This window comes from Microbispora sp. CSR-4 (genome assembly GCF_008033685.1).
In the GTDB taxonomy this organism is placed as follows: domain Bacteria; phylum Actinomycetota; class Actinomycetes; order Streptosporangiales; family Streptosporangiaceae; genus Microbispora.
In genome coordinates this window covers 37,458-60,789 of the sequence record NZ_VJVX01000034.1, presented here as the reverse complement: position 1 = coordinate 60,789, position 23,332 = coordinate 37,458, and the positions used below count along the sequence as shown (strand labels likewise).

20 protein-coding genes, 2 tRNA genes and 1 pseudogene are annotated in these 23,332 nt (G+C 73.5%); 13 read left to right on the top strand and 10 right to left on the bottom strand.

Annotation, left to right across the window (positions count from 1 at the left end):
- The first annotated feature begins 130 nt into the window (after nt 1–130).
- A complete protein-coding gene (locus FLV34_RS23850) occupies nt 131–1,030 on the top strand; it encodes a DNA-processing protein DprA (protein WP_168066326.1) in 900 nt (299 codons plus the stop codon).
- The gene (locus FLV34_RS23845) at nt 1,030–1,908 is read left to right on the top strand and encodes a phosphoribosyltransferase (protein WP_147944093.1); all 879 of its coding nucleotides are present in this window, start codon (nt 1,030–1,032) and stop codon (nt 1,906–1,908) included. Before FLV34_RS23850 ends, FLV34_RS23845 begins: the two co-directional genes overlap by 1 nt.
- A 13-nt stretch (nt 1,909–1,921) precedes the next feature.
- Here FLV34_RS23845 and FLV34_RS23840 read toward each other — a convergent pair whose 3' ends face one another.
- The 3 genes from FLV34_RS23840 to dusB are packed head-to-tail and all read right to left on the bottom strand — an operon-like array spanning nt 1,922 to nt 5,212.
- Entirely contained in the window at nt 1,922–3,442 is a 1,521-nt protein-coding gene (locus FLV34_RS23840) for a DUF6297 family protein (protein WP_261985874.1), read from the bottom strand.
- A complete protein-coding gene (gene ccmA / locus FLV34_RS23835; protein ID WP_142650404.1) occupies nt 3,439–4,065 on the bottom strand; it encodes a heme ABC exporter ATP-binding protein CcmA in 627 nt (208 codons plus the stop codon). The genes FLV34_RS23840 and ccmA overlap by 4 nt, the downstream gene beginning before the upstream one ends.
- 34 nt (nt 4,066–4,099) lie before the next feature.
- Nucleotides 4,100–5,212 (bottom strand): tRNA dihydrouridine synthase DusB, encoded by a 1,113-nt coding sequence (gene dusB / locus FLV34_RS23830; protein ID WP_260617431.1) that lies wholly within the window; start codon nt 5,210–5,212, stop codon nt 4,100–4,102.
- A gap of 102 nt (nt 5,213–5,314) precedes the next feature.
- On the opposite strand from dusB, the gene FLV34_RS23825 reads away from it, so the two are divergent.
- The 4 genes from FLV34_RS23825 (at nt 5,315) to FLV34_RS23810 (ending at nt 7,310) form a co-directional block, all read left to right on the top strand.
- A complete protein-coding gene (locus FLV34_RS23825; RefSeq protein ID WP_142650403.1) occupies nt 5,315–5,977 on the top strand; it encodes an ACT domain-containing protein in 663 nt (220 codons plus the stop codon).
- 127 nt (nt 5,978–6,104) lie between these two features.
- A tRNA-Gly gene (locus FLV34_RS23820) sits at nt 6,105–6,176 on the top strand.
- A 30-nt stretch (nt 6,177–6,206) separates the two neighbouring features.
- A tRNA-Cys gene (locus FLV34_RS23815) sits at nt 6,207–6,277 on the top strand.
- Between the two features lie 325 nt (nt 6,278–6,602).
- Nucleotides 6,603–7,310, top strand: coding sequence for a hypothetical protein (locus FLV34_RS23810; RefSeq protein WP_205830804.1), 708 nt, complete (start codon nt 6,603–6,605; stop codon nt 7,308–7,310).
- Nucleotides 7,311–7,449: 139 nt separating this feature from the next.
- Here the strand turns inward: FLV34_RS23810 and FLV34_RS23805 are convergent, their stop codons facing one another.
- The 3 genes from FLV34_RS23805 to FLV34_RS23795 all read right to left on the bottom strand — a co-directional run bounded on the left by FLV34_RS23805 (nt 7,450) and on the right by FLV34_RS23795 (nt 10,114).
- Entirely contained in the window at nt 7,450–8,217 is a 768-nt protein-coding gene (locus FLV34_RS23805; RefSeq protein ID WP_142650402.1) for a phosphatase PAP2 family protein, read from the bottom strand.
- Between the two features lie 409 nt (nt 8,218–8,626).
- On the bottom strand, nt 8,627–9,349 hold the full coding sequence (locus FLV34_RS23800) for a hypothetical protein (protein WP_142650401.1): 723 nt from the start codon (nt 9,347–9,349) through the stop codon (nt 8,627–8,629).
- Nucleotides 9,350–9,565: 216 nt separating this feature from the next.
- Complete coding sequence (locus FLV34_RS23795; protein ID WP_142650400.1) at nt 9,566–10,114, bottom strand: TetR/AcrR family transcriptional regulator; 549 nt, start codon at nt 10,112–10,114, stop codon at nt 9,566–9,568.
- A gap of 86 nt (nt 10,115–10,200) precedes the next feature.
- On the opposite strand from FLV34_RS23795, the gene FLV34_RS23790 reads away from it, so the two are divergent.
- The gene (locus FLV34_RS23790; RefSeq protein WP_142650399.1) at nt 10,201–11,133 is read left to right on the top strand and encodes a TIGR03564 family F420-dependent LLM class oxidoreductase; all 933 of its coding nucleotides are present in this window, start codon (nt 10,201–10,203) and stop codon (nt 11,131–11,133) included.
- Here FLV34_RS23790 and FLV34_RS23785 read toward each other — a convergent pair.
- Nucleotides 11,127–11,543, bottom strand: coding sequence for a VOC family protein (locus FLV34_RS23785; RefSeq protein WP_147944092.1), 417 nt, complete (start codon nt 11,541–11,543; stop codon nt 11,127–11,129). The two genes, FLV34_RS23790 and FLV34_RS23785, sit on opposite strands and share 7 nt — an antisense overlap.
- 50 nt (nt 11,544–11,593) lie before the next feature.
- Between FLV34_RS23785 and FLV34_RS23780 the strand changes: the two genes are divergently transcribed.
- A complete protein-coding gene (locus tag FLV34_RS23780) occupies nt 11,594–12,052 on the top strand; it encodes a MarR family winged helix-turn-helix transcriptional regulator (RefSeq protein WP_205830802.1) in 459 nt (152 codons plus the stop codon).
- 134 nt (nt 12,053–12,186) lie between these two features.
- Here FLV34_RS23780 and pgeF read toward each other — a convergent pair whose 3' ends face one another.
- Complete coding sequence (gene pgeF, locus FLV34_RS23775) at nt 12,187–12,876, bottom strand: peptidoglycan editing factor PgeF (protein WP_142650435.1); 690 nt, start codon at nt 12,874–12,876, stop codon at nt 12,187–12,189.
- A 58-nt stretch (nt 12,877–12,934) separates the two neighbouring features.
- On the opposite strand from pgeF, the pseudogene FLV34_RS43280 reads away from it, so the two are divergent.
- Nucleotides 12,935–13,255: pseudogene (locus FLV34_RS43280) on the top strand (alcohol dehydrogenase catalytic domain-containing protein); the annotation flags it as partial.
- Between the two features lie 229 nt (nt 13,256–13,484).
- On the top strand, nt 13,485–13,976 hold the full coding sequence (locus FLV34_RS42630) for a zinc-binding dehydrogenase (RefSeq protein WP_261985876.1): 492 nt from the start codon (nt 13,485–13,487) through the stop codon (nt 13,974–13,976).
- On the opposite strand, the gene glgA is transcribed toward FLV34_RS42630, so the two are convergent.
- A complete protein-coding gene (glgA, locus tag FLV34_RS23765) occupies nt 13,954–15,144 on the bottom strand; it encodes a glycogen synthase (RefSeq protein WP_142650396.1) in 1,191 nt (396 codons plus the stop codon). The two genes, FLV34_RS42630 and glgA, sit on opposite strands and share 23 nt — an antisense overlap.
- Here glgA and glgC point away from each other — a divergent pair.
- Both glgC and FLV34_RS23755 read left to right on the top strand, forming a co-directional pair.
- Entirely contained in the window at nt 15,082–16,455 is a 1,374-nt protein-coding gene (glgC, locus tag FLV34_RS23760; RefSeq protein WP_260617430.1) for a glucose-1-phosphate adenylyltransferase, read from the top strand. The two genes, glgA and glgC, sit on opposite strands and share 63 nt — an antisense overlap.
- A gap of 25 nt (nt 16,456–16,480) precedes the next feature.
- The gene (locus FLV34_RS23755) at nt 16,481–17,341 is read left to right on the top strand and encodes a phosphotransferase enzyme family protein (RefSeq protein ID WP_142650395.1); all 861 of its coding nucleotides are present in this window, start codon (nt 16,481–16,483) and stop codon (nt 17,339–17,341) included.
- Nucleotides 17,342–17,348: 7 nt separating this feature from the next.
- Here FLV34_RS23755 and FLV34_RS23750 read toward each other — a convergent pair whose 3' ends face one another.
- The gene (locus FLV34_RS23750; protein WP_147944091.1) at nt 17,349–22,673 is read right to left on the bottom strand and encodes a non-ribosomal peptide synthetase/MFS transporter; all 5,325 of its coding nucleotides are present in this window, start codon (nt 22,671–22,673) and stop codon (nt 17,349–17,351) included.
- A 269-nt stretch (nt 22,674–22,942) separates the two neighbouring features.
- Between FLV34_RS23750 and FLV34_RS23745 the strand changes: the two genes are divergently transcribed.
- Nucleotides 22,943–23,263: a hypothetical protein gene (locus FLV34_RS23745; protein WP_142650393.1), complete on the top strand. Its 321-nt coding sequence runs from the start codon at nt 22,943–22,945 to the stop codon at nt 23,261–23,263.
- Nucleotides 23,264–23,332 lie beyond the last annotated feature (69 nt).

Sequence of the window (23,332 nt, the reverse complement as noted above, 5' to 3'; positions counted from 1 at the left end):
GTTCGGGGGAACACCACGCGCCGCCCCGCCGGTCTCGGCACGATAGCCAGCACCACCACGATCCCCGTCCGCGAATGTCGGTGGCGGCGCGTACGTTCACGCCGGAAGCACATCCGAGTTGGTGATGAGCATGACCACGATCCAGGAGCAGGCGGCCGTCCTCGCCCTGACCAGGGCCACGCACGGCGCGCCCTGGTTCCACACCGCACGCGTCATCCTCGACGCCGGCAGCGCGCTGAAGCTGCTCGACGGCGGGTGCGCGAGCCGGGACGAGGACGACCGGGCGCACGCCGCCGCCGTCGCCGCCCGTGTCGGGCCCGCCGACCTCGCGTGGGGGCGTGAGCTCGTCGCCGCCATGCGGGCCGAGGGCGTCCGCCTCGTCACCGTGCTCGACGCCGATTACCCCGGCAACCTGCTCTGGGCGTACGACCGGCCGCCGTTCCTCTGGGTGCGCGGCGGGTTCCGATCCGGAGACCATCGGGCCGTCGCCGTGATCGCCGAGCGCGACGCCGGCCACGCCGCCGACGCGGCACGGTCCCTGGCCGAGGCCGGACTGGTCGTCGTCTCGCCTCTCCGCACTCCGGTGGACGCCGCCGTCCACCGGGCCGCGCCGGCCGCCGGTGGACGGACCCTGGGCGTCCCCGAGGGCGGCGTCGGCGGCCCGGCAGCCCTCGGGGAGTACGCCAGTGTGGCCGGGCGGATAGCCGAGCGCGGCGCGGTCGTCTCCTCCTGCTGGCCCGGCACCGCCCCCGGCGGCCGCGCCGCCGACCACGCATGCGTCGTGACCTGCGGACTGGCCGACTGCCTGTACGTCGTGGACGGCGCCGACGGCGGCCCTTCCTCCCGGCACGTCGAGGAGGCGCTGAACACCGGCAAGCATGTGTTCGTGTCACAGCGGCTCCACCAGGAACAGCCGTGGGCGCGGCGAGCGGGCGCACGGGGAGGCATGACTGCCGTTCAGGACATTGACGACCTGTGCGCGCAGGCGGTGAATCTCGTAGATATGGCCCCCCGAACGAACACCTGCTGATGATGGGTGACGCCGAGGCGTTCACTCGTGATTTCCTGCCGCTGTTCCGTGCCGTCCCGCCCGCCCGGCCGGGTGTCTGCCGAATCTGCCATTCCGGGCCGAACGACCGCGCGGACGGCCGGCCGTGGCCCATCTGCGCCAGTTGCAAACGCACGACGGAGCGCCTGACCGGCCACACCGAGCACGTCGTGCCGATCTCGCTGACCATCAAGGACACGCAGTTGTACGACGTCCTGGTGCGCAGGCGAGAACCCGCCATCGGCACGGCACGGCGCAACCGGCTCGATTTCCTGGCCGCGACCCTGACCCACTTCTTCCGTGAACACGCCGCCTGCCTCCAGGGGCTGGCCGGCGGGCCCTTCACGACGGTGGCCACGATCCCGAGCACGCGCACCGAGCGCCCCATCGAGGCGTTCCACTACATGGAGAAGGTCATCGGCAAGGTCGGCGCGTGGGCCCGCCTTCACCGGCCCCTCCTGCTCCAGGCGGTGGACGCGTACGCTCCGGTGCTCGCCGCGCGCGACTCCCACCCGGCCGCGTTCCGGGTGCTGGGCGACAGGGGGCAGGGCGACAGGGTGCAAGGTGACGGGGTGCGAGGCGACGGGGTGCAGGGCGCCCGGGTGCTGCTGGTGGACGACCTGTTCGTGTCCGGAGCCCACGTGCAGAGCGCCGCGTCCGCGCTCATCGGCCGAGGCGCCAGGGCGGTCGTGGCCCTCGTGATCGCCAGGTTGGTGAACCCGGCGTCGACGGACCCCTACAGCGCCGGGATCTGGCAGGAGTCGGGCGACCGGCGCTTCGGCTTCGACCGCTGCTGCGTCTGCGACCGCGACCGCGACCACCCGGCGGCGCGGCAGCCGGTGCGGCGGGCCCGGGGGTGATCCGGGCCCGGGTTCACGGGCGGCTGCCGCGGGCGGACCGCAAGACGTAGGCGGTGAGCACCGCGGCCCCGGTGCCGGCCTGGGCCGCGAGATACGGCGCCACCGAGGCGGGCCGCGACGCCAGCGCGGCGAGCGCGGGCAGCGACCCGGCCAGCGCGAGGTCCACGCCGGTGAACGCCCACAACAGCGGTCCGGTGGGCACCGCGCCGCCCGGGGTGTCGATGACCGGCATGGAGTGGTCGACGGGACGCCGCCGGGCCATCCGCAGCGCGCCCGCGGCGAGCGCGGGGGCGGCCGTAGGACCGAGCGCCCACCAGGCTCCCGGCGGCAGCTCGCCCACGGCCTGGAGCACTCCCAGGGCGAGCGCCGACCAGGCGGCGGCCAGCAGCGCGGGCAGCACGGCCCGGGCGGCCATCACGGCCCTGCCGTCCACGGCCAGCATGCGGGCCAGGGCCGGGTCGCCGCCGTCGCGCCGGACCCCCGCCGTGCACATCGCGGCGGCGGTCAGCGCCCCGCACAGCAGCAGCCCGGCGGCCGGTCCGAGCCCGTCTCCTGTGGCGTTCGCGCAGACGGCGGGCAGGGCCGCGGCGCCGAGCAGCGCCGCCAGGCGGCCGGGCCGCCTGCCCACCCGCAGCCATTCCTGCCAGGCCGGCGCGGACGCCGGGCCGAGCCGCGACACCAGGCGCGGCCAGGGACGCGAACGCAGGGCACGGCCGCGCCAGTGGGCGTCCTCCGCGACCCAGGTGAGCATCCCGGGATCAAGGGTGGTCGCCGCCGAGGTCACCCGCGCCGTCCTGGTCGAGGAGGCCAGGATCCGGTGGGCGGGGATGCGGTCGAGCGCCGCCCAGGCCCGCCGTACGAGGAAGGCGGCCACGACGGAGGCGACGCCCGCGACCGCCGCGCCCAGGGACGCGGGCGCCTCGGCGACGGCGGCGAGCATCCGGCGGGCGGGGCCCGCGCCGAGCACGGCCGCGAGCACGGCCACGGAGAGAGCCCCGCCGATCAGGAGCTGCAGCCGGGTGTCGGCGGCCGGGGACTGCTGGCCGAGCACCGCCGTGGCCATGCCGCCCGCGCCCGCGGCGGCGCCGAGCACCAGCGCCGCCGCGAGCCGCACCCCGAGCTGACCGGGGGCTCCGAACAGCCACAGCGCGGTCAGCCCGAGCGCGGCCCCCGCGAGCACCGCCGCCACCAGCAGGAGCAGCGCCGTACGGCCGAGCACGGCCCGGCGGGGCAGCGGCGACGTCACCAGCCACGACGCGTCGGCGGCGGGCAGCACGACGGGCCCGAGGGCCCGGGCCAGGGCGAGGAATCCCGCGTAGGCCGCGGCGACCAGCGCCAGCCCGGGGCCGAGCCGTGCGGGGTCGGCCTGACGGGCCAGCCCGGCGAGCGCCTCCGCGACCGGGTGGCCGAGCACCGCGGCGGCGACGAGCAGGACGAACACGCTGGTGTAGCGGTCCGACCAGGACGCCGGCCGCCTCCGGCGGGCGCGGAGGTAGGCGAAGGCGGGGTGCGTCCGCGCGGTCGCCGGGATCACGACGCCGCCCGCAGCGTGATCACACGGGCTCCCGTCTCCCGCGCCAGCAGCTCGTCGTGGGTGGCCATCACGACCGTGCCGCCCTCGGCGGCGTAACCGCGCAGGATCCCCGCGAGGCGCTGCCTGAACCCGGCGTCCAGGCCGCGCTCCGGCTCGTCCAGCAGGAGCAGGCTGCTCGGCCGCAGCAGCGCCATCGCCAGCGACAGCCGCTGCCGCTGGCCGGTGGACAGCGACAACGGGGCGAGATCGGCCCGGGCGGTCAGCTCGAACGTCTCCAGCGCCTCGTCGACCGTCAGGCGGGCGTCCTGGTGGACGGCGCTCATCAGCTCAAGATGTTCGCGGACGCTCAGGCCCGGATACCAGGCGGGTTCGTCGCCGGCCTGCACGACCCGCCGCCAGAAGTCCGGGAGGTCCGCCGGGGGCCCGCCGAGCACGTCGATCTCGCCGCGCGGCGAGGGGTGCAGACCGGCCAGGCAGCGCAGCAGCGTCGACTTGCCGACGCCGTTCTCCCCCATGACCGCGACGATCTCGCCCGGAGCGGCGGTGAGATCGACGTCGCGCAGCACGGGCACACCGCCCAGGTCCAGCCCGACTCCACGGGCCGTGATGATCGCGTTCGCCATGCCCAGAGCCTATGCGCAGGTGCCACAGGCGTGGTCAGCCGCCGGAGGTGGGGTCTTCGGCTCCGGCGCCGGGGATCGTCATGTCGTCGGGGTCGTCGAGCCAGCCGTGCGGCAGCGACACCTTCGACCGCTCACCGCTCTTGCCGCGCGGGCCGTCGGCCTCCTCCGGCCACGGCTGGTCCGCGTCGAGCTCGGCCACCCGCTCGGCCATCTCCGGCAGCCGGGTGACGGAGGTGAGGGCGCGGCGGGTCTCGGCTCCGACGACGAAGCCCTTGAGATACCAGCCGACGTGCTTGCGGAAGTCGGCGAGGCCGTGCGGCTCACTGCCGATGACCTCGCACAACAGCTCGGCGTGGCGCAGCATCATCGCGCCGACCTGTCCCAGGGTCGGCCGGACGCGCTCGGCCGAGCCCCGGAAGGCGAGGTCGAGGTCGCGGAACAGCCACGGCCGCCCCAGGCAGCCCCGGCCGATCACCACTCCGTCGCAGCCGGTCTCCGCGACCATGCGCAGCGCGTCGTCCGCGCTCCAGATGTCGCCGTTGCCGAGCACCGGGATCTCGGGCACCGCGTCCTTCAGCCGCTTGATCGCGTCCCAGTGCGCCGTGCCGCCGTAGTGCTGCCGGGCCGTACGGGCGTGCAGGGCGACGGCGGCGAGGCCCTCCTCGACGGCGATCCGGCCCGCCTCGACGTAGGTCAGGTGGTCCTCGTCGATGCCCATGCGCATCTTCATCGTGACCGGCAGCGGCCCGGCGCCGGTCACCGCCTCGCGCAGGATGGCGCGCAGCAGGTTGCGCTTGTACGGCAGGGCCGACCCGCCGCCCCTGCGGGTGACCTTGGGCACCGGGCAGCCGAAGTTCAGGTCGATGTGGTCGGCCAGGTCCTCCTCGGCGATCATCCGGGCGGCCTTGCCGATGACGGCCGGATCGACCCCGTAGAGCTGGATGCTGCGTGGGGACTCGTCCGCGCCGAACCGGATCATCTGGAACGTCAGCGGCACCCGCTCGACCAGCGCGCGCGAGGTGATCATCTCGGACACGAACAGGCCGCCGCCCTGCTCCCGGCATAACGTCCGGAAACCGATGTTCGTGATGCCCGCCATGGGAGCGAGCACCACCGGGGGCCAGACCTCGAACGCGCCGACTTTCACCTGTTCATTCTCCCCGCTGCGGACTGTGAGCCGTACAAGATCGTGGACGTGAGGGATTTGCCCCGGATAATCTGACCTGGACCATCGGTGGGGGAGGTCGTCATGCTGCTGCGGCTGAGAATCGCCTTGCCGGACCGTCCGGGCTCGCTGAGTCAGGTGACCGGGATCCTCGGGTCCGCGGGCGCCGACATCACACAGGTGACGGTGCTCGACCGGGGTGACGGGCGCGCCCTCGACGACTTCACCGTCTACTGGCCCGATGCCGCTCCCCGCGAGGACCTCGTACGGGCACTGGAGGGCGTGGACGGGGTCAGCATCGACGGCATCTGGAGCACCAGGGAGGCTCCCGGCACCTATCCGGAGCTGGAGATCCTGAAGTTCCTCACCACGGCGGGCGACCGCGCGCTCGGCACGCTGATCGACTCCATGCCGGTGCTGTTCAGCGCCGACTGGGCGGCGGCGGCGACCGAGAAGGACCCGCGCGTGACCGTGTACGCGAGCTGGCGGGCGCCCGAGGACATCCCGTTCCCGGAGGAGACCCCGCCCCGGCCGACGGCCGCCACGCTGCCGTCCGGCCTGCACGTGATCGTCGCGCCGCTGCCGCCGCTGGCGCTGTCGCTGATGCTGGCCAGGGCCGAGGGGCCATACTTCCACCGCAACGAGGTGCACCGGCTCACCCGGATCCTGGAGATCTTCCTGACCCTGCCCGCGATCGAGCGGGGCGCCGACCGCGCGTTCCGCAAGCCGAGCGCCCGGCCGTTCTGAGCCGCGCCGCGGCGCCGTTCCGAGCCGCGTGCCACGGCGCGGTTCCGAGCCGGACACCGGAGCGCCGTTCCGAGTACACACCCCAGCCGAAAACCCGGTACAGTAGCCACGTCGCCGCAAGGCGGACGCGGAAGTGGCTCAGTGGTAGAGCATCACCTTGCCAAGGTGAGGGTCGCGGGTTCGAATCCCGTCTTCCGCTCCGAGAGGTCACGATTGCGGGCCTCGCTCTGGTGGAGTGGCCGAGAGGCGAGGCAGCGGCCTGCAAAGCCGCGTACACGGGTTCAAATCCCGTCTCCACCTCTTTTTTTCTGTCCGGACGCCGCGACACGGCGCGCCGGACGCCTCGACGCGGGGCGTGCTCGGAGCTTCACGACGCGAATCGCCGCAGCTCGGCGGCCGGGGCCCGGCGGCCCCGGCCGGTCCCTGTCCCGGATCCATGACCGGGCGAGCACGGGCGGACGCTCTCCTCATCCCCGCCGTGTCACGGACGCGTCCCGGCACGCGATGGACAAGTCGCGGTAAGGCTTCTTCTCAACGTCCGAAGGCGGGCGCACACTGAAAGGGACACAACAGGCGATTCAGCGTGGAGTAGCTCGTGCACGGTCAGATGCCTCCAGCGATGCCCATGCTCTCTCGTGGAAAGCATCGCAATCCCAGCAAGGGCGCCTGCTTCATGGAGTTCGCGTCCTACCTCGCAGGCGAGCGGTGGAGCGACCATCCGTCGTGCACACATCCGCTGCTCGCCGGGCTCGCCCGCCTCGTCAACGACCACACCTCGGACGCCGCCCGGCCTCGCCTGGCCGAGCTGATCCCGTCGGTGATCGGCCTGACGGGCGACGATCCGCGCCTCGACGCGCGGATCGCCCTGTGCGCGGCCAGGGCCGCGCTGCCGGTCGTCGCACACGAGCGCCAGCTCGCGATGGCGGTCTCGATCCTTGCGGGCGAGCACGTGCTCGGCGAGCTGGAGGGCCGCCCCGCCGGCCACCTGGACGAGCGCAGCAGGCACGCGCTGGCCCAGGTGCCGGACGCCGCCCGGTGGGCCTACACCTTCGGGCGCGGCGTGCGGATCTCGCCCAAGGGCTTCCGCAGGTATGCCGCGCCCAACACGGTGCAGCTCGCGGTGCGGGGCATCGCGCAGGCGTGCGTGCCCGACCCCGATCCGCTGCTGCGCGACCTGCTGGCCGGCGCGATCGACGACTGCTGGGCGCTGCTGCGTCCCGCCGCGGGAGCCGGATCCGGCGGCGCATCCGATGCGGGGACCGTCTCCGAACCCGCGGCGGTCGATCCCGCGCGCTGGGCGGACGCCTGCCGTCTCACCGGCGTCTCGGCCTGACCACTCGCGGCCACCGGCTCCCCGTCGAGCCGGTGGCCGCCCATGCGCGCTGTGCGCCCTGTGGCCGTGCGAAGCACGCGCCGGGTCATCTCAGCGCGGCCCCGCGTACGGCCCGCTTCTCCGGCGCGCCGCGGCACGACTACTGGACAAATCGTCCTCTTCGGGGGGCGATCTCCCGCTTCGCCTCGGGCCCGGCGCCCTCGCGTAACGGCCGGGCCGGGCGGCGGCCCGCGTCGCGGCGGCGCCAGGTCTCGAAGGCGGCGGCCGTGGCGGCCACCACCGCCACACCGAACAGCAGCCCGCCCACCACGTCGCTGACCCAGTGCACGCCGAGCGCGATCCGGCTGAAGCCGACCACCGAGGGGATCAGCACGGCGAGCGTCCAGGCGAGCACCCGGCCGCGCTCCCGTACGAGGGGCAGGACGAGCAGCAGCAGGATCCCGGCCCCGACCGTGGCGTTGACCATGTGCCCAGAGGGGAACGCCGCGCCGGGGGCGACGGCGACAGGGTCCGGCAGGCTGGGCCGGGCCCGCGCGACGACGACCTTCAGGGCGAGGCCGAGCAGGCCGCCGGCCGTGATCGTGGTGGCCGCCCACAGGGCGAGGTGACAGGCGCCGCGCCAGACCAGCCAGGCGACCGCGACGCCGACCGCGATCCGCCAGGTCAGCGGGGAGAAGACGTCGCTGATCACCTGCATCAGCCGGGCGAAGCCCGGGTTGCCGATCGCACAGGCGTGCAGGTGCCACGCCGCGCCACGGTCGATCTCGGTGAGCGGGCCGAAGGCGGTCTTGACGAAGACCAGCAGCACCGTGAACGGCACCGCGATCAGCGCCGGCACCGCCGTCGCCACCGTCGGCCGCAGGCCCGGCGCGTGCTCGGGATCGAGCCGCCCGCGCCACCGGTTCATCGGCCGCTCCCGGCCGGCCGCCGCTCCCGCGGCGAGGCCGGGGCGTGGCCGGAGCCGGCCTGCTCGCCGCCGTGCCGGCCGCCAAACCGCCGCTTGGCGCGGTTCTCCATGTCAGCCCTCACATGATCAGGAAGTGAGGACCGCCGGAGGCCGGGTCGCGGGCGGGCCTCCGGCGGCCCCCGCAGGCCCACGACTACCCCGATCATGATGCTTGGAACGCCAGGCCTCTCAAAAAGATCCACCGACTTTCCCGGGGTCTCCCGTCACATGCCGGAGGACCGGCCCGACCGGGCCGGTCCTCCGTGCTGCCGTCCGTGCTGCCGTTCGTGCTGCCGTCCGTGCCGGGGTCTGTGCTGGGGTCTGTGCTGGGGTCTGTGCTGGGGTCTGTGCCGTCGTCGCGGGCCGTCCGTCAGAGGACGGCGCAGCCGACGCGTACGGGAACCCGGGGCGACCAGCGGCCGGACACGACGTCCTGGGCCTGCGCGTAGGCGTTGGCCGCCTTGCCGCCACCGGAGCAGTCGAACACACCGGTCTTCTTGCCGAAGCTGCCGCCGGCGTAGCCGCTGTGCGCGCTCGCGTTCACCGTGCCGCTCCAGTACAGCCTGCCGCTGTTGTAGCGGATGTAGAGCCTGACCTGGCCGAAGTTGTAGTGGTCGCCGTTGAGCTTGAGGCGCGGGATGTCGTCGACCGAGGTGCGGGTGGAGGTGCCGTCGCCGTTGTCGACGGGCGGCACGGTGTAACGGCTGATCCACAGCCGGGCCGAGACCCTGCGGTCGGCGGCCTTGGCGTTGTCGGCTTTGGCCTGCGCCCGGACGGCGGGGGTGACGCACACGTCGTCGCCGTTGAACGCCTCACGCCAGACGTACCCGTTGACGCAGGTGTGCGGGCCGAACGGGCCGGGGGTCCAGCGGGAGGCCTTGACGGCGTTGTCGGCCTTGGCCTGCGTGCGGGTCGCGGGGGTGACGCAGACGACGTCGCCGGTGCGGGCCTCACGCCAGACGTAGCCCTCCAGGCAGGTGTTGGGGCCGAAGTCGCCGCCGGCGGAGGCCGGGCCGGCCATGAGCGTGACGGGGGCGGTGACGGCCAGACCGGAGATCGTGGCGGCGGCCAGACCGAGCAGGGTGCGCTTCATGACAGTCTCCTGTGCTGCTGCGGGGGTGAGGGTGCTGGTCGGCGGTCCCGGTCCGGCCGTCGCCGCCGGGTCCGTGCACCTCAGTGATAGGCGCGCCCGCCTGCACATCCCTTGCCGCAGGCTTTCCGCAACCGCCGCAAGCCGCCCGCAACCGCCGCAAGCCGCCCGCAAGCGCCCGCGCCGCCGGCGGCGTCTGTGGCGTCTGTGGCGTTGTGGTCAGGTCCGGACCTCGCACGAGGCCACCCGCGTACGGAGTCCGTCGAGGATGACGATGGTGAGCGCGTCGTCGGGCCGGGCACCGGGGCGGCACACGGCGACGCTGAGCAGCCCGACGACCTGGCGCGGTGTGATGTCGTCGCGGACGGCACCCTCCCGCTGGGCTCCCCCGGCCAGGTCTTCGAGCACGGCGTCGAGGTCGCGGACGAGCGGACCCAGCTCCGGATGGGCCTCGGCGCCGTCCGACAGCGACTTGGTCAGGGCCAGTGGGAGGTCGGCGCCACGCCGGACGCACGCCAGCAGCGCGTCCCACCGGCTCACCGGGCGGGCGGCATGGTCCCGGGCCACGTCGAGCAGGGTCCGCAACGCGCCGGCCGCGATCTCCTCCAGCAGCGCCCGCCGGTCCGGGAAGTGACGGTAGAGCGTGCCCACCCCGAGGCCGGCCGCCTGCGCGATCTCCTCCATCGAGACCTCCGGGCCCCGGGCGGCGAACAGGCCGGCGGCCGCGTCCACGATGAGCGCGCGGTTGCGCCGGGCGTCGGCTCGCACAGGTCTCTCCAAACCGGAATCCGAGGTTCAGCTTATTGTAGGGTGCGCACCTGGAAGCGGAATTTCCGATTCACGTTGGAGGCGCGATGCGACTCGGAGTGCTCGCCGGAGGGAACGGCCTGGGCCTGGACGAGCTGATCGGGCAGGTGCGCGAGGCGGCCGGGGCCGGCCTCGACAGCGCCTACTTCAGTCAGGTCCTGTCGTGGGACGCCGTCACGCTCGCGGCGCTCGCCGCCCGCGAGGTGCCCGGGATCGCCGTCGGCACGGCGGTGACCCAGACCTACCCGAGACATCCCCTGGCGCTCGCCGGGCAGGCGCTCACCGCCCAGGCCGCCAGCGGCAACCGCTTCACGCTCGGCATCGGGCCGAGTCACGGGCCGCTCATCGAGACCCACTTCGGCCTGTCGTACGACCGGCCGGCACGGCACGTCCGCGAATACCTGTCCGCTCTGGTGCCGCTGCTGCGGGGCGAGCAGGTCGACTACCACGGGGAGACGCTGACCGCGGCGGGGCGGGTCATGGTGCCCGGCGCCGAGCCGCCGCCGGTCCTGCTGGCCGCCCTCGGGCCGGTCATGCTGCGGATGGCCGGCGAACTCGCCGACGGCGCGGTGACCGTCTGGACCGGCCCGGAGACGATCGCCCGCCATGTGACACCGGCGGTCACCCGCGCCGCCGCGGCCGCCGGACGGCCGCGGCCACGCGTCGTCGCCGGTGTGATCATGAGTGTGACCGCCGACCCCGAGGGCGTACGACGCCGGGTCGCGGAGTCCCTCGGACCCGCCGGCAACCTGCCCAGCTACCGGGCGATGCTGGACCGCCAGGGCAAATCGGGGGTGGAGGAGACGATCGTGGCCGGGGACGAGCCGGCGGTCGAGCAGGCCGTGCGGGCCTATGCGGAGGCGGGCGTGACCGAACTCGTGGTGAGCCTCTTCGGAGACCCTCACGAGCGCGCACGAACCCTCGGCCTCCTGGGCGCGCTGCGCGGGCCGCGTGGCGATGCTCAGGGCGATGCTCAGTAGGACTGGAGCTCCAGCAGGTTGCCGTCGGGGTCGCGCAGGTGGGCGGTGCGGCAGGTCGGCCCCCATTCGGGCCGGGGGCTCGGCGGCGCCACGATCCGGCCGCCGGCGGCGGCCCCCACGGCGGCGGCCTTGTCGACGTCGTCCACGGTGAGGACCAGCATAATGCCGTCGTGTCCACCGTCGTGTCCACCGTCGTGTCCACCGTCGAGGTCCACGCCGATGACCGTGGCGAGCATCTCGCGGTCGAGCAGGGCCAGCACCCCTTCGCCGTCCCGGTCCCAGTTGGCGTACGGACCGGTCTCCGCGCCCTTGGCGAGGCGCGCGCCCGCCACCTCGGTGAGCAGGCCGTCGTAGAAGCGGAAGCACTCGGCGAATCGGGAGGCGAGCACGCGAGGATAGAGAGCGTCCATGGGAATCCCTTGGTAGGCACCAACGATTGGATATGTCCTATCCTGCTCCCGTGAGCGACGTGCCGCAACTTCCCCCGTCCCTGCTCGGGATCACCGCGTTCCTGCTCTCGAAGGTGGGCATCGCCGGACGGCGCCGCATGGGCGACCGGCTCCGCGCGCACGGCATCGGCCTGTGGGACATGGCCGTGCTGGCCGCGCTGCGCGACTTCGGCCCGGCGTCCCAGCGCGAGCTCGGCGCCCGGCTGGGCATCGACCCCAGCGACCTCGTGGCGGTGATGGACACGCTCGTGCCGCTCGGCCTCGTGGAGCGCGAGCGCGACCCCGACGACCGGCGGCGCTACCGGGTGGCCGTCAGCCCCGAGGGCCGGGCCACGCTGGAGGCGGCCCTGCGCGAGGCCGCAGAGGTGCGCGACGACCTGCTGGCCGCCCTGGACGAGGACGAGCGGGCGACCCTCCACGCGCTGCTCAGGAAGGCGTACGCCGGGCTGGAGCCGCGGGCCCGGGCCTGAGCTCCCTCCGGAGGCCGCGCGGCGGTCGCGGACGGTCTCCGACGGCGGCGCGGTCTTCGCGGCGAAGCGGCGGCGGACCGGCTTCGAGCGGCGAAGCGGCTGTGGGGCCGCGGCGGGGCGGGCTCAGGGGCGGCTCAGGGGGCGGTGAGCCAGACGTAGCCGGCGAAGCGCCCGGTGCGCCGCTCCCGGCGGTAGGAGTAGAGGCCGGCGGTCTCGATCGTGCAGCGGTCGTCGTGCCGGACGTCGGCGACGCCGGCCCGGGCGAGCTGGGCCGCGATCCCGGCCCGGATGTCGAGCGCGGGCGTGCCCTGCCGGGTCCGCGACCGGGTCTCGGGCACGCGGGCGGCGACGCGCTCGCACAGGTCCTCCGGCACCTCGTAGCACAGGCCGCAGGCCGACGGCCCGATCACGGCCGTCATCCGCTCCGGCCGGGCGCCCCGCGCGGCCATCGCCTCGACCAGGGCGGGCACCACGCCCGCCTCGGTGCCCGGCCGCCCGGAGTGCGCGCCGCCGACCAGGCCGGCCACCGGGTCGGCCACGAGCACGGGCGCGCAGTCGGCGACCAGGACCGCCAGGCCGAGCCCGGGACGGTCGGTGAACACCGCGTCCAGCGCGGGCGGCTCCTCCCCGAACGGCTCCTCCACGTAGGCGACGTCGGTCCCGTGGACCTGGCGCATGAAGACCACGCGGTCGAGCCCGAACTCCGCGGCCGTCTTCGCCCGGTTCTCGGCGACCGCCGCCGGGTCGTCCCCCACCGCCCCGCCGAGGTTGCGCGTGCCGTACGGCCCGGTGCTCACGCCGCCGTGCCGGTCGGTGAAGGCCATCCGCACCCGATCGATCACAATCACCCGATTAGCGTACGACCCGGGAAAGGAGCGTGACATGCGCGCGGTTGTGTACGAGGAGTTCGGCGGGCGGGCCGAGGTGCGCGAGGTGGCGGACCCGGTGGCGCCGCCGGACGGCGTCGTGATCAGGGTCGAGGCGACCGGGGCGTGCCGCAGCGACTGGCACGGGTGGATGGGCCACGACGCGGACATCACCGTGCTGCCGCACGTGCCGGGGCACGAGCTGGCGGGTGTGGTCGAGTCCGCCGGGCCGGGGGTGCGCGACTGGCGGCCGGGCGACCGGGTGATGGTGCCGTTCATCTGCGCCTGCGGGAGCTGCCGCGAGTGCACGACCGGCAACCAGCAGGTGTGCGAGCGCCAGACGCAGCCCGGCTTCACCCACTGGGGGTCGTTCGCCGAGCTGGTGGCGATCGGCCACGCCGACGTGAACCTCGTGCGGCTGCCGGACGGCATGGCGTTCACGACGGCGGCGAGCCTGGGCTGCCGCTTCGCCACCGCGTTCCGCGCGGTCGTCGAGCAGGGGCGGGTGCGGGCGGGCCAGTGGCTCGCCGTGCACGGCTGCGGGGGGGGTCGGGCTGTCCGCCGTGATGATCGGGGTGGCCGTGGGGGCGCGGGTCGTCGCGGTGGACGTCTCCCCCGGCGCGCTCGACCTGGCCAAGCGGTTCGGCGCGGCCGAGTGCGTCCTGGCGGGCGACGGTCCCGAGGGGACCGCCGCGCGGGTCAGGACGGCCACCGGGGGCGGCGCCGACGTCTCCCTCGACGCGCTGGGCGCCGCCGCCACCTGCGCCGCGTCGATCGGCGGCCTGCGCAGGCGGGGCCGCCACGTGCAGGTGGGCCTGCTCCCCGGGGAGACGTCCCTGCCGATGGGCCGGGTCATCGCGCACGAGCTGGAGCTGGTGGGCAGCCACGGCATGGCCGCCCACGCCTATCCTCCGATGCTGGAGCTGATCGCGGCCGGCGTGCTCCGCCCCGGCCTGCTGGTCACCCGCACCATCGGCCTGGACGACGCGCCGGACGCGCTGACCCGGCCGGGCGCGCATCCGGGCGTCACCATGATCATCCCGAGCTCGTCCGGCTGAGCGACGCGTAGAGCTCGTGAGTGCGTTCGGCGATCCGCCGCCAGGAGAAGTGCTCGATCGCGCGCACGCGCCCGGCCTCGCCCATCGCGGCGGCCAGGCGCGGGTCGCCGAGCACCGCGTTCACCCGCTCGGCCAGCGCCGCGGCGAACACCTCCGGGTCGTGCGGCTCGCCGTCCGCGCCCTGGTCGATCGGGACGAGCAGGCCCGTCTCGCCGTCGGCGACGACCTCGGGGATGCCTCCGGTCGCGGTCGCCACGACGGCGGTCTCGCACGCCATCGCCTCCAGATTCACGATGCCCATCGGCTCGTACACCGACGGGCACACGAACACGGTGGCGTGCGTGAGGATCTGGATCACCTCGGGCCTGGGCAGCATCTCGGAGATCCACACCACGCCCTTGCGGGAGGCCGACAGCTCGCGTACGAGCGCCGTGACCTCCTCGGCGATCTCCGGCGTGTCGGGCGCGCCCGCGCACAGCACGAGCTGCGCCGCCGGGTCGAACGACCGGGCCGCGTGGAGCAGGTGCACCAGGCCCTTCTGCCGGGTGATCCGCCCCACGAAGACGACGTACGGCACGGCCGGGTCGATGCCGTGCTTCACCAGGGCCTCGGCGCCCCGGGACGGCGCGTACTCCTCGGTGTCGATGCCGTTGTGGATCACCCGCACCCGATCGGGCGATATTTCGGGATATGCGGTGAGCACGTCGCGGCGCATGCCCTCGGACACCGCGATGATCGCGTCGGCGGCGTGGAGCGCGGTCCGCTCCGCCCACGACGAGAGCGTGTATCCGCCGCCGAGCTGCTCGGCCTTCCACGGCCGCAGCGGCTCCAGGCTGTGCGTGGTCATCACGTGCGGCACGCCGTACAGCATCTTGGCGACATGGCCGGCGAAGTTGGCATACCAGGTGTGGCTGTGCACGACGTCGGCGCCCTCGCAGCCGGCCGCCATCTCGACGTCGACCCCGAGCACCTGGAGTGCGGCGTTCGCGCCCGACAGCCCCCCGGGCACCGGATAGGCCCGCACGCCGGGCTCCTCGCGCGGAGCGCCGAAGCAGCGGACGCGCACGTCGGCCAGCCGGCGGAGCTCCCGCGCGAGGTATTCGACATGGACTCCGGCGCCGCCGTACACCTCGGGCGGATACTCGCGGCTCAGCAGATCGACACGCATACGAGTGAGCTTAGAGTCCCGATCCGCGCTGTTTGCCGGTGTAACTGGTGTTTGTTAGCCATTTCGCGGGTTAAGGTCCTGCCTATGAAGGTCCTGGCGATCGTGCTCGCTGGTGGTGAAGGCAAGCGGCTCATGCCGCTGACCGCGGACCGGGCCAAGCCCGCCGTGCCCTTCGGGGGCATCTACCGGCTCATCGACTTCGTGCTGTCGAACCTGGCCAACGCGCACTACTGGCAGATCGTGGTGCTGACGCAGTACAAGAACCACAGCCTGGACCGGCACATCTCCCGGACGTGGCGGCTGTCGTCGATGCTCGGCAACTACGTGACTCCCGTGCCCGCGCAGCAGCGGCTCGGGCCGCGCTGGTTCGCCGGATCGGCGGACGCGCTGTTCCAGAACCTCAACCTGATCTACGACGAGATGCCCGATCACGTGATCGTCTTCGGCGCGGACCACATCTATCGGATGGATCCCCGCCAGATGGTCGACCAGCACGTCGACTCGGGCGCGGACGTGACCGTCGCCGCGATCCGCCAGCCCCTCGAACTGGCCGACCAGTTCGGGGTCATCGAGGCCGACCCCTCCGGCCGCCGGATCGTCGCGTTCCGCGAGAAGCCGAAGGACGCGGTGGGCCTGCCCGACGCGCCCGACCAGATCTTCGCCTCGATGGGCAACTACGTCTTCAAGACCCAGGCCCTCATCGAGGCCCTGCGCGAGGACGCCCTCGACCCCGGCAGCAGGCACGACCTCGGCGGCAACATCATCCCGATGTTCGTCAAGAGCGGCGGCGCCGAGGTGTACGACTTCGCGAACAACGTGGTGCCCGGCTCGACCGAGCGCGACCGCGGCTACTGGCGCGACGTGGGCACGCTCGACGCCTACTACGAGGCCAACATGGACCTCATCTCGGTGCAGCCGGTCTTCAACCTCTACAACGACCGGTGGCCGATCTACACCGGCAACGACCCGCTGCCGCCGGCCAAGTTCGTGCACAACGAGGGCGACCGGGTGGGGCACGCGCTGGAGTCGCTCGTGTCGCCCGGGGTGATCGTGTCGGGCGGCACCGCGGTGCGCTCGATCCTGTCCCCCGGCGTGGTGCTGCACTCCCACTCGCACGTCGAAGACTCGGTGCTGATGGGCTCGGTCAAGATCGGCAGGGGCGCGATCGTGCGCAAGGCCATCATCGACAAGAACGTGGTCATCCCCGACGGCGCCCGGATCGGCTTCGACCTGGAGTACGACCGCCAGCGTTTCGCGGTGACCCGCAGCGGTGTGGTCGTGATCGGGAAGAACGAGATCGTCGACCGCTGAGCCCCGGGCGGGGCAGAATGCGGGGATGGATCTCGATATCGGCGTGGTCTGTGACGCGTTCGGCCTCGGCCTGGCGGTGACCCGCGGGCTGCGGGTGGCCGGCTACTACCACAACGAGGTGTGGCGGCTCGACACGATCACCGGCGCGTACGCCGTGAAGCGGCTGCCCCCGTCGGCCGCGCCCGCCGTGGAGATCGAGGTCGCGGCCTGGCGGGCGGGCATCCCGGTGCCCGAGCCGGTCCCGTCGCCCGCGACGGGGGCGTACGTCGTCCCGATCGGGGACGGCTCGGTGCGGGTGCACCGCTGGCTCGACGGGAAGGCGCCCGCCCTCGGCGATCTCAGCCCCGAGCTGTCGGCCGCGATGGGCGAGCTGGTGGCCGCCGTCCACGCGGCCGGTCGTGCCGTCGCTCCCCAGGAACCACCCCGGGCGGACCCCTCCGGCCCCGGCGGCCACCCGGCCGGGGATCCGGCGTGGGGGCCGGCCGGCCTCGAAGCCGCGACGGCGCGGCCGTCCGGCGCGGGCACCCTGACCATGTCGCACGGCGACCTGCACCCGAAGAACGCCCTGCTCCGGTTCGACGGCAGCCTGGCGATCATCGACTGGGACACCGCCGGTCCGTACGTCGCCGAGCAGGAGGCCGCGGGCATGGCCCTCGACTGGGCGGCCCGCCTCGACGGGAGCGTCGATTTCGACCGGTTCGACGCCGCCGTGAGCGGCTATCGCAAAGCCGGCGGCGACATCCCTGCGGAGCCCTGGGTCTTCGGCGGCTGGGTGCGCGGCTATCTGGCCTTCCTCGGCGGAGCCGGGCGAGACGAGCCCACCGGCACGCTCGCCCGGCTCCGCTGGGTCGAGGCCAACCTCGGCGCGCTGACCCGGCGCCTCTAGTTCGCGGCTAGTTCGAGGCGGCGCGGCTCCGGATGGCCTCGACACCGACGAGGTCGTCGGGCGGCGCGTCCGGCATCTCGGTGTCGAGGCGGGCCAGCCGCCTCACCCGCAGGGCGCCCGCCGCCACGAGGATCATGCCCAGCGCGCACACCAGATAGAGGAAGGCGATCCCACGGCCGGGGCCCACCCCGATCACGGCGCCCACGGTCGAGGCGAGCGCCCCTCCCGGGGCCAGCAGCGGGTCGAACAGCGCGGTGCCGAGCGGCGCGACCAGGCCGATGCCGATGGGCAGCGTCGACCAGGCGACCAGCGTGTTGAGCGCGAAGACCCGCCCGTGGAACCGCGCGGGCACCTTGATCTGCACGATCGTGACGTAGATGCCGTTCATCAGCGTGAGGAAGTAGGACAGCGCGAACGCCCCCGCGCCGACCACGACGAGCGATGGGGCGAGGCCGGTGACGACGGCGCCCGCCGCGATGGCCACGGCGAAGGCCAGCACACCGCGGAACCGCCCGCGGCGCGGGCCGCCCCACAGCGACATGGTCAGCCCGCCGAGCAGCACGCCGAGCCCCGACACCAGCGAGATCACGCTGACGTCCCTCAGCGTGGCGAAGGACAGCACCAGCGGCGAGACCAGCAGGAGCAGCGGCGACAGGAACACGTTGAGCACGGCGAAGAACACCAGCGTCGAGCGCAGGCCCCGGTCGTGCCACGTGTACGTGAAGCCCTTGGCGATCTCCGTGCTCAGCGGCTCGCGCGGCCGCCAGGGCAGCGTGTCGGGGAAGCGGACCAGCAGCACCGTGACGATGGCGAACGCGTAGCTCGCCACGTCGATCGCCACGATGCCGCCGAGCCCGATCCAGGCCAGCAGCCCGGCCGCGACGAGGGGGACGACGAGCTGCGCGACGCCGTTGGTCATCTGGGTGACGCCGATGGCGTGGCCGAGGTAGTGCTTGGGGACGAGCTGCGGCACCGCCGACTGGTAGGCCAGCCGCTGGAAGCTCGCCGCCACCGATAGAGCGACGATCAGCAGGTAGATCTGCCAGATCCGGATGTCGCCGAAGAGGAGCAGCGCGGCCAGCACGGCCTGGATTCCGGCCGAGGCGCAGTCGGCCCACAGCATCACGCGCCGCCGGTCGGCCCGGTCGACGATCGCCCCGGCCAGCGGTGAGATCAGCAGCCCGGCCAGGTTGAGCACGGCCAGCGTGGAGAACTGCCCGATCGAACCGGAGTCCATGAGGACGGTCAGCGGCAGGGCCCACCCGGTGAGCGCCGAGCCGATCATCGAGAGCTGCTGCCCGGCGGAGATCGTGAGGAAGCGGCCCATGCCGGGCCGTACCTTGGGTGCGTCCGGGCCGGGCGCGTCGGAGCCGCGTGAGACCGCGTGCACCCACCACGAGGGGTTGGCCGAGCGGTCGGAGACCTCCATGTGGGTGTGGGTGCGCAGGGCGGCGGCCAGTTCCTCCGCGCGGTAGCGCAGGAAGTAGTGGCCGCCCTCGTCCAGGACGACCAGCGCGGTGACGTCGGTGAGGAAGCCCCACTCGCGGTAGCGCTCGGTGTAGAAGTCGGTGGCGGGGTCGCGCTCGCCGACCACCGAGATGATCGGCGCGCGTAACCGTGGCCGGTCCGGCGCGTCGAACAGCCCGGTGAAGTATTTCTCCGCGGCCTTCGAGTCGTGGCGCATCGTGCGGATGATGCGGTCGGCCACGCCCGGATCGAGCTCCTCCAGGTCCACGCCGCGGGCCTTGAGGCGGTTGATGTCGGTCTGGCTGCTGCGGAGGCGGTCGAACTCCCCGATTCTCGACAGCGCCCGCATGAGCCCGCGCGGCCGGGCGAACGGGAAGATCGCCCCGGCGTAGACGGCGTCCACCGCACGGCCCGCCGCCTCGACCCGGGTGGCCAGCTCGACCGCGAGCGCGGCGCCGACCCCGCAGTGGCCGTAGATCACCAAAGGACCCTCGATGGCGAGGATCTCCTCGGTGGCGCGGGCGGCCAGCTCGCCGAACTCCATCGGCTCCTCGTCCAGGCCCACGTCGTGGCCCGGGATCGCGAGCGCGTACAGCGCCTGGTCCGCCGGCAGGGCGTCGGCCAGCGGCTGGTAGACCACGGCGCTGCCCGACCCGTACGGCACGCACACGTAGGTGACGCTCGCCGTACGCGCCGGGGTGAGCCGCTGGAGCAGCGGGCGCGGGCGGTCCTCGCCGGATCCGGCGTAGGCCGCCAGCTCGCGCACGGTCCGGTAGGTGAAGATGTCCACCAGCCCGACCTGCGCCGACCCGGCGGGCAGGGCCCTGCGGAGCTTCGCGACGACCTGGACGGCGAGCAGCGAGTGGCCGCCGAGATCGAAGAAGTCGTCGTCGGCCCCGACCCGCTCGGCCGCCAGCACGTCGGCCCAGACTGCCGCGACGGCCCGCTCGGTCTCGGTCTCCGGCTCGGCGTACGGCACGTCGGCCTGCGCCTGCGGGACGGGCAGGGCGGCCCGGTCGAGCTTGCCGTTCGGCGTGAGCGGAAGGGCGTCGAGCACGACGAACATCGACGGCAGCATGTATTCCGGCAGCGTGCCCCTGATCGCCGCGCGCACCTGGGCCGGCTCGGGCACGTCGTCGCCCACGAGGTAGGCGACCAGCCGGGGGTCGCCGGGCACGTCCTCGCGCACGATCACCGCGGCGTCCCGCACCCCGGCCTTCTCGCGGAGCACGGCCTCGATCTCGCCGAGCTCGATGCGCAGGCCGCGCAGCTTGACCTGGCCGTCGAGGCGGCCCAGGAACTCGATCGTGCCGTCCGGCAGCCGGCGGGCCGCGTCGCCGGTGCGGTAGCGGCCTCCGGCGAAGCGCTCGGCGGTCAGCTCCGGGCGGGCGTGGTAGCCGAGCGCGACGCCCACGCCGCCGATGTACAGCTCGCCGGGCACCCCCACGGGCACGGGCTCGCCGTGGCGGTCGAGCACGTGCAGCGTGATGTTCTGGATGGGCGAGCCGATCGGCACCCGCGCCCGGCCCGCCAGCGCGGGCAGTGTGCACTGCCAGGCGGAGACGTCGATGGCCGCCTCCGTGGGGCCGTACAGGTTGTGCAGCTCGGCCGGGAGCGTGCGCAGGCAGCGCTCGGCCAGGTCGACGGGCAGCTCCTCCCCGCTGCACACGATGACGCGCGGCGAGGTGCAGGTCTCCACGCCCTCCTCGGCGAGGAACGCGCCGAGCATGGACGGCACGAAGTGCAGGACGGTCACCCGCTCGGCATTGATCAGATCACGCAGGTAGGCCGGGTCGCGGTGGCCTCCGGGCTCGGCCAGCACGAGCCGCGCGCCGGTGAGCAGCGGCCAGAAGAACTCCCACACCGAGACGTCGAACCCGGCCGGGGTCTTCTGCAGCACCACGTCGGCGTCGGTGAGCCGGAACCGTTTCTGCATCCAGTCGAGCCGGTTGACGATGCCGCGGTGGCTGTTGGGCACGCCCTTCGGCCGGCCGGTGGACCCGGAGGTGTAGATCATGTACGCGGCCGTGCCGGGCCCGCCCCTCGCCTCGGGCGAGGTCGCCGGCAGCCCGTCCCATACGGCGTCCAGGTCGAGCGGCAGGATGACGGCGCCGCCGGTGGCCAGCCGTTCGGCCAGGTCCTGCTGGGTCAGCACGACGGGCGCGCCCGAGTCCGCCAGCATGAACGCCAGCCGGTCGGCGGGATAGCCGGGGTCGAGCGGCACGTACGCCGCGCCGGTCTTGAGCACGCCGAGCAGGGCGGCGACCAGGTCGAGCGAGCGTTCGGCGCAGACCGCGACCAGGCCGCCCGGCCGCACGCCGAGCCCCGTGAGGCGGTGCGCGATCCGGTTGGCGCGCTCGTCGAGCTGCCGGTAGGTCCACGACCGCCCGGCGAAGGTCACCGCGACGGCCTCGGGGGTGCGGGCGACCTGCTCCTCGATCAGGCCGTGCAGGGTGGCCGTGTCCGGGTAGTCCGCGCCGGTCGCGTTCCAGCCGGCGATCAGCGCGTCGTCGCCCGTCAGCGGCAGCCGGCCGATCGGGACGTGCGGGTCGCGCACGATCGCGCGCAGCAGGTCTTCGAGGTGCCCGGCCATCCGGGCGATCGTGTCCTCGCGGAACAGCTCGGGCCGGTAGGTGAACGCGCAGTTCAGGCCCCCGTCTCCGGTGGGCGCGGCGTACAGCTCCACGTCGTGCCTGGCCGACACGGGGGCCAGCGGGAGGACCTCGATGCCGTCGCCCGGGGAGAACTCGTTCATCGAGCAGATCGTGTCGATCAGGGGCGGCCTGCTGGTGTCCCGGGGCACGCCGAGGGCCTCGACGAGCTGGGCGAAGGGCAGCTCCTCGTGATCGAGCGCGGCGAGGACCGTGCTCCTGGTGCGGGCCAGCAGCTCGGCGAACGTCGGCTCGCCGTCCAGCCGGGCCCGTATCGCCAGCATGTTGACGAACATGCCCACAACGTTCTCGAACTCCGGTCTGCTCCGCCCGGCCACCGGCACGCCGACCGCGAAGTCGTCCTGGCCGGTCAGCCGGGAGAGCAGGACCTGGTAGGCGGCCAGCAGGGTCATGAACGTGCTCGCGCCGTGGTCGCGGCTCAGCGCGGCGACGCCGTCCATCAGATCAGGCGGGAGGAGGCGCACGTGGGTCGCGCCGTCGAGTGTCTGCAGCGCCGGGCGGGGCCGGTCCGTGAGGAGTTCGAGGCGCGGCAGCCCGGCCAGCTCCCCGCGCCAGTAGTCCAGCTCGCGGTCCACGGACCGCGCACGCTGCCACACGGCGACGTCGCCGAAGCGTACGGCGGGCGCGGGCGGCTCCTCGCCGTGCCAGAGCGCGAGCAGGTCGCGCATGAGCAGGTGCAGCGACTGGCCGTCGGCCACGATGTGGTGCACGAGCAGGGCGACGATGTGCTCGTCCTCGGCCTTGCTGACGACGACGCACTTGAGCAGCGGGCCCTCGGCGAGGTCGAGCGGGATGGCGGTCTCGGCGCCGATGAGCGCGATCGCCTCCTCGTCGGTGGCCGCCGTGGTGCGGTTCAGCGGCACCTCCGCCGTGTCCACGACGTGGACGGCGGGCGCGCCCTCCTCGGTCGCCGTGAACCGCTGGCGCAGGCCCTCGTGCCGGGCCGGCAGCGCGGCCAGTGCGTGGGCCAGCCGGTCCTCGTCCAGCGGCTCAGGCAGCCGTACGGCGAGCACCAGGGTGTAGGTGGTGGTGCCCGGCGTGAACTGCTCCATGAACCACAGCGGTTCCTGGGCCGGGGACATCGGGGGTTCGACGCCCTCCGGGCGCCGGGGAATGGAGTCGCGTGCGGAGCGGGCCCGCAGTCTGCGTCGGAGCAGTTCTCGCTTGGCGTCTGACAGGTCAGCCACAGACATGTGACACGGCCCTTCGATGGCGTACAGGCGGACAGTCACGCACGCAGTGAAACGATCTTTGTTTCGGCGTTAATCACATAGGCGACATTTGGTCATCTGGACGTTATGCGTCACTTTACGTTGGCGGCACCGCGCCTGGGCGTAGCCGACGATGGTCCGTCCGGTTTCCGGGACGACCAGCGCTCGCCGCACGCCGTGTCGCTGAAACTTTCACCCCGGAGACCTGTGGATCGAGCCGGCCGGATCCTCGGATGCGGCACCATGACGCCATGACGCACTGGTTCCGCGCCTATTCGGACGAAGAGGACATCTGGTTCTACTTCGAGGTGGATGCCGGCGGCTGGGTGACCCGCCAGATCGAGCTCAGCGGACCGAGCGGCGTCCCCGTCGCCGCGGCGTCGCTGGAGGAATGGCAACAGGCCTATGAGGAGGGGCGGATCGGCCGGTACGAGGCGACCTACGGCCTGACCGCCGAGAGTCCTGTGCAGGAGTGGGAGGGATACGAGCCCCACGCGCTGACCTCGGCCGAGTTCGAGGACACGTGGAGCCGGGCCCGTCGGCACCTTCTTCAGGCAACCGCTGAGCCCTGAGTCGCGAGCCCTGAGTCGCGAGCCCTGAGTCGCGAGCCCTGAGTCGCGAGCTCTGAGTCGTGAAGCCTG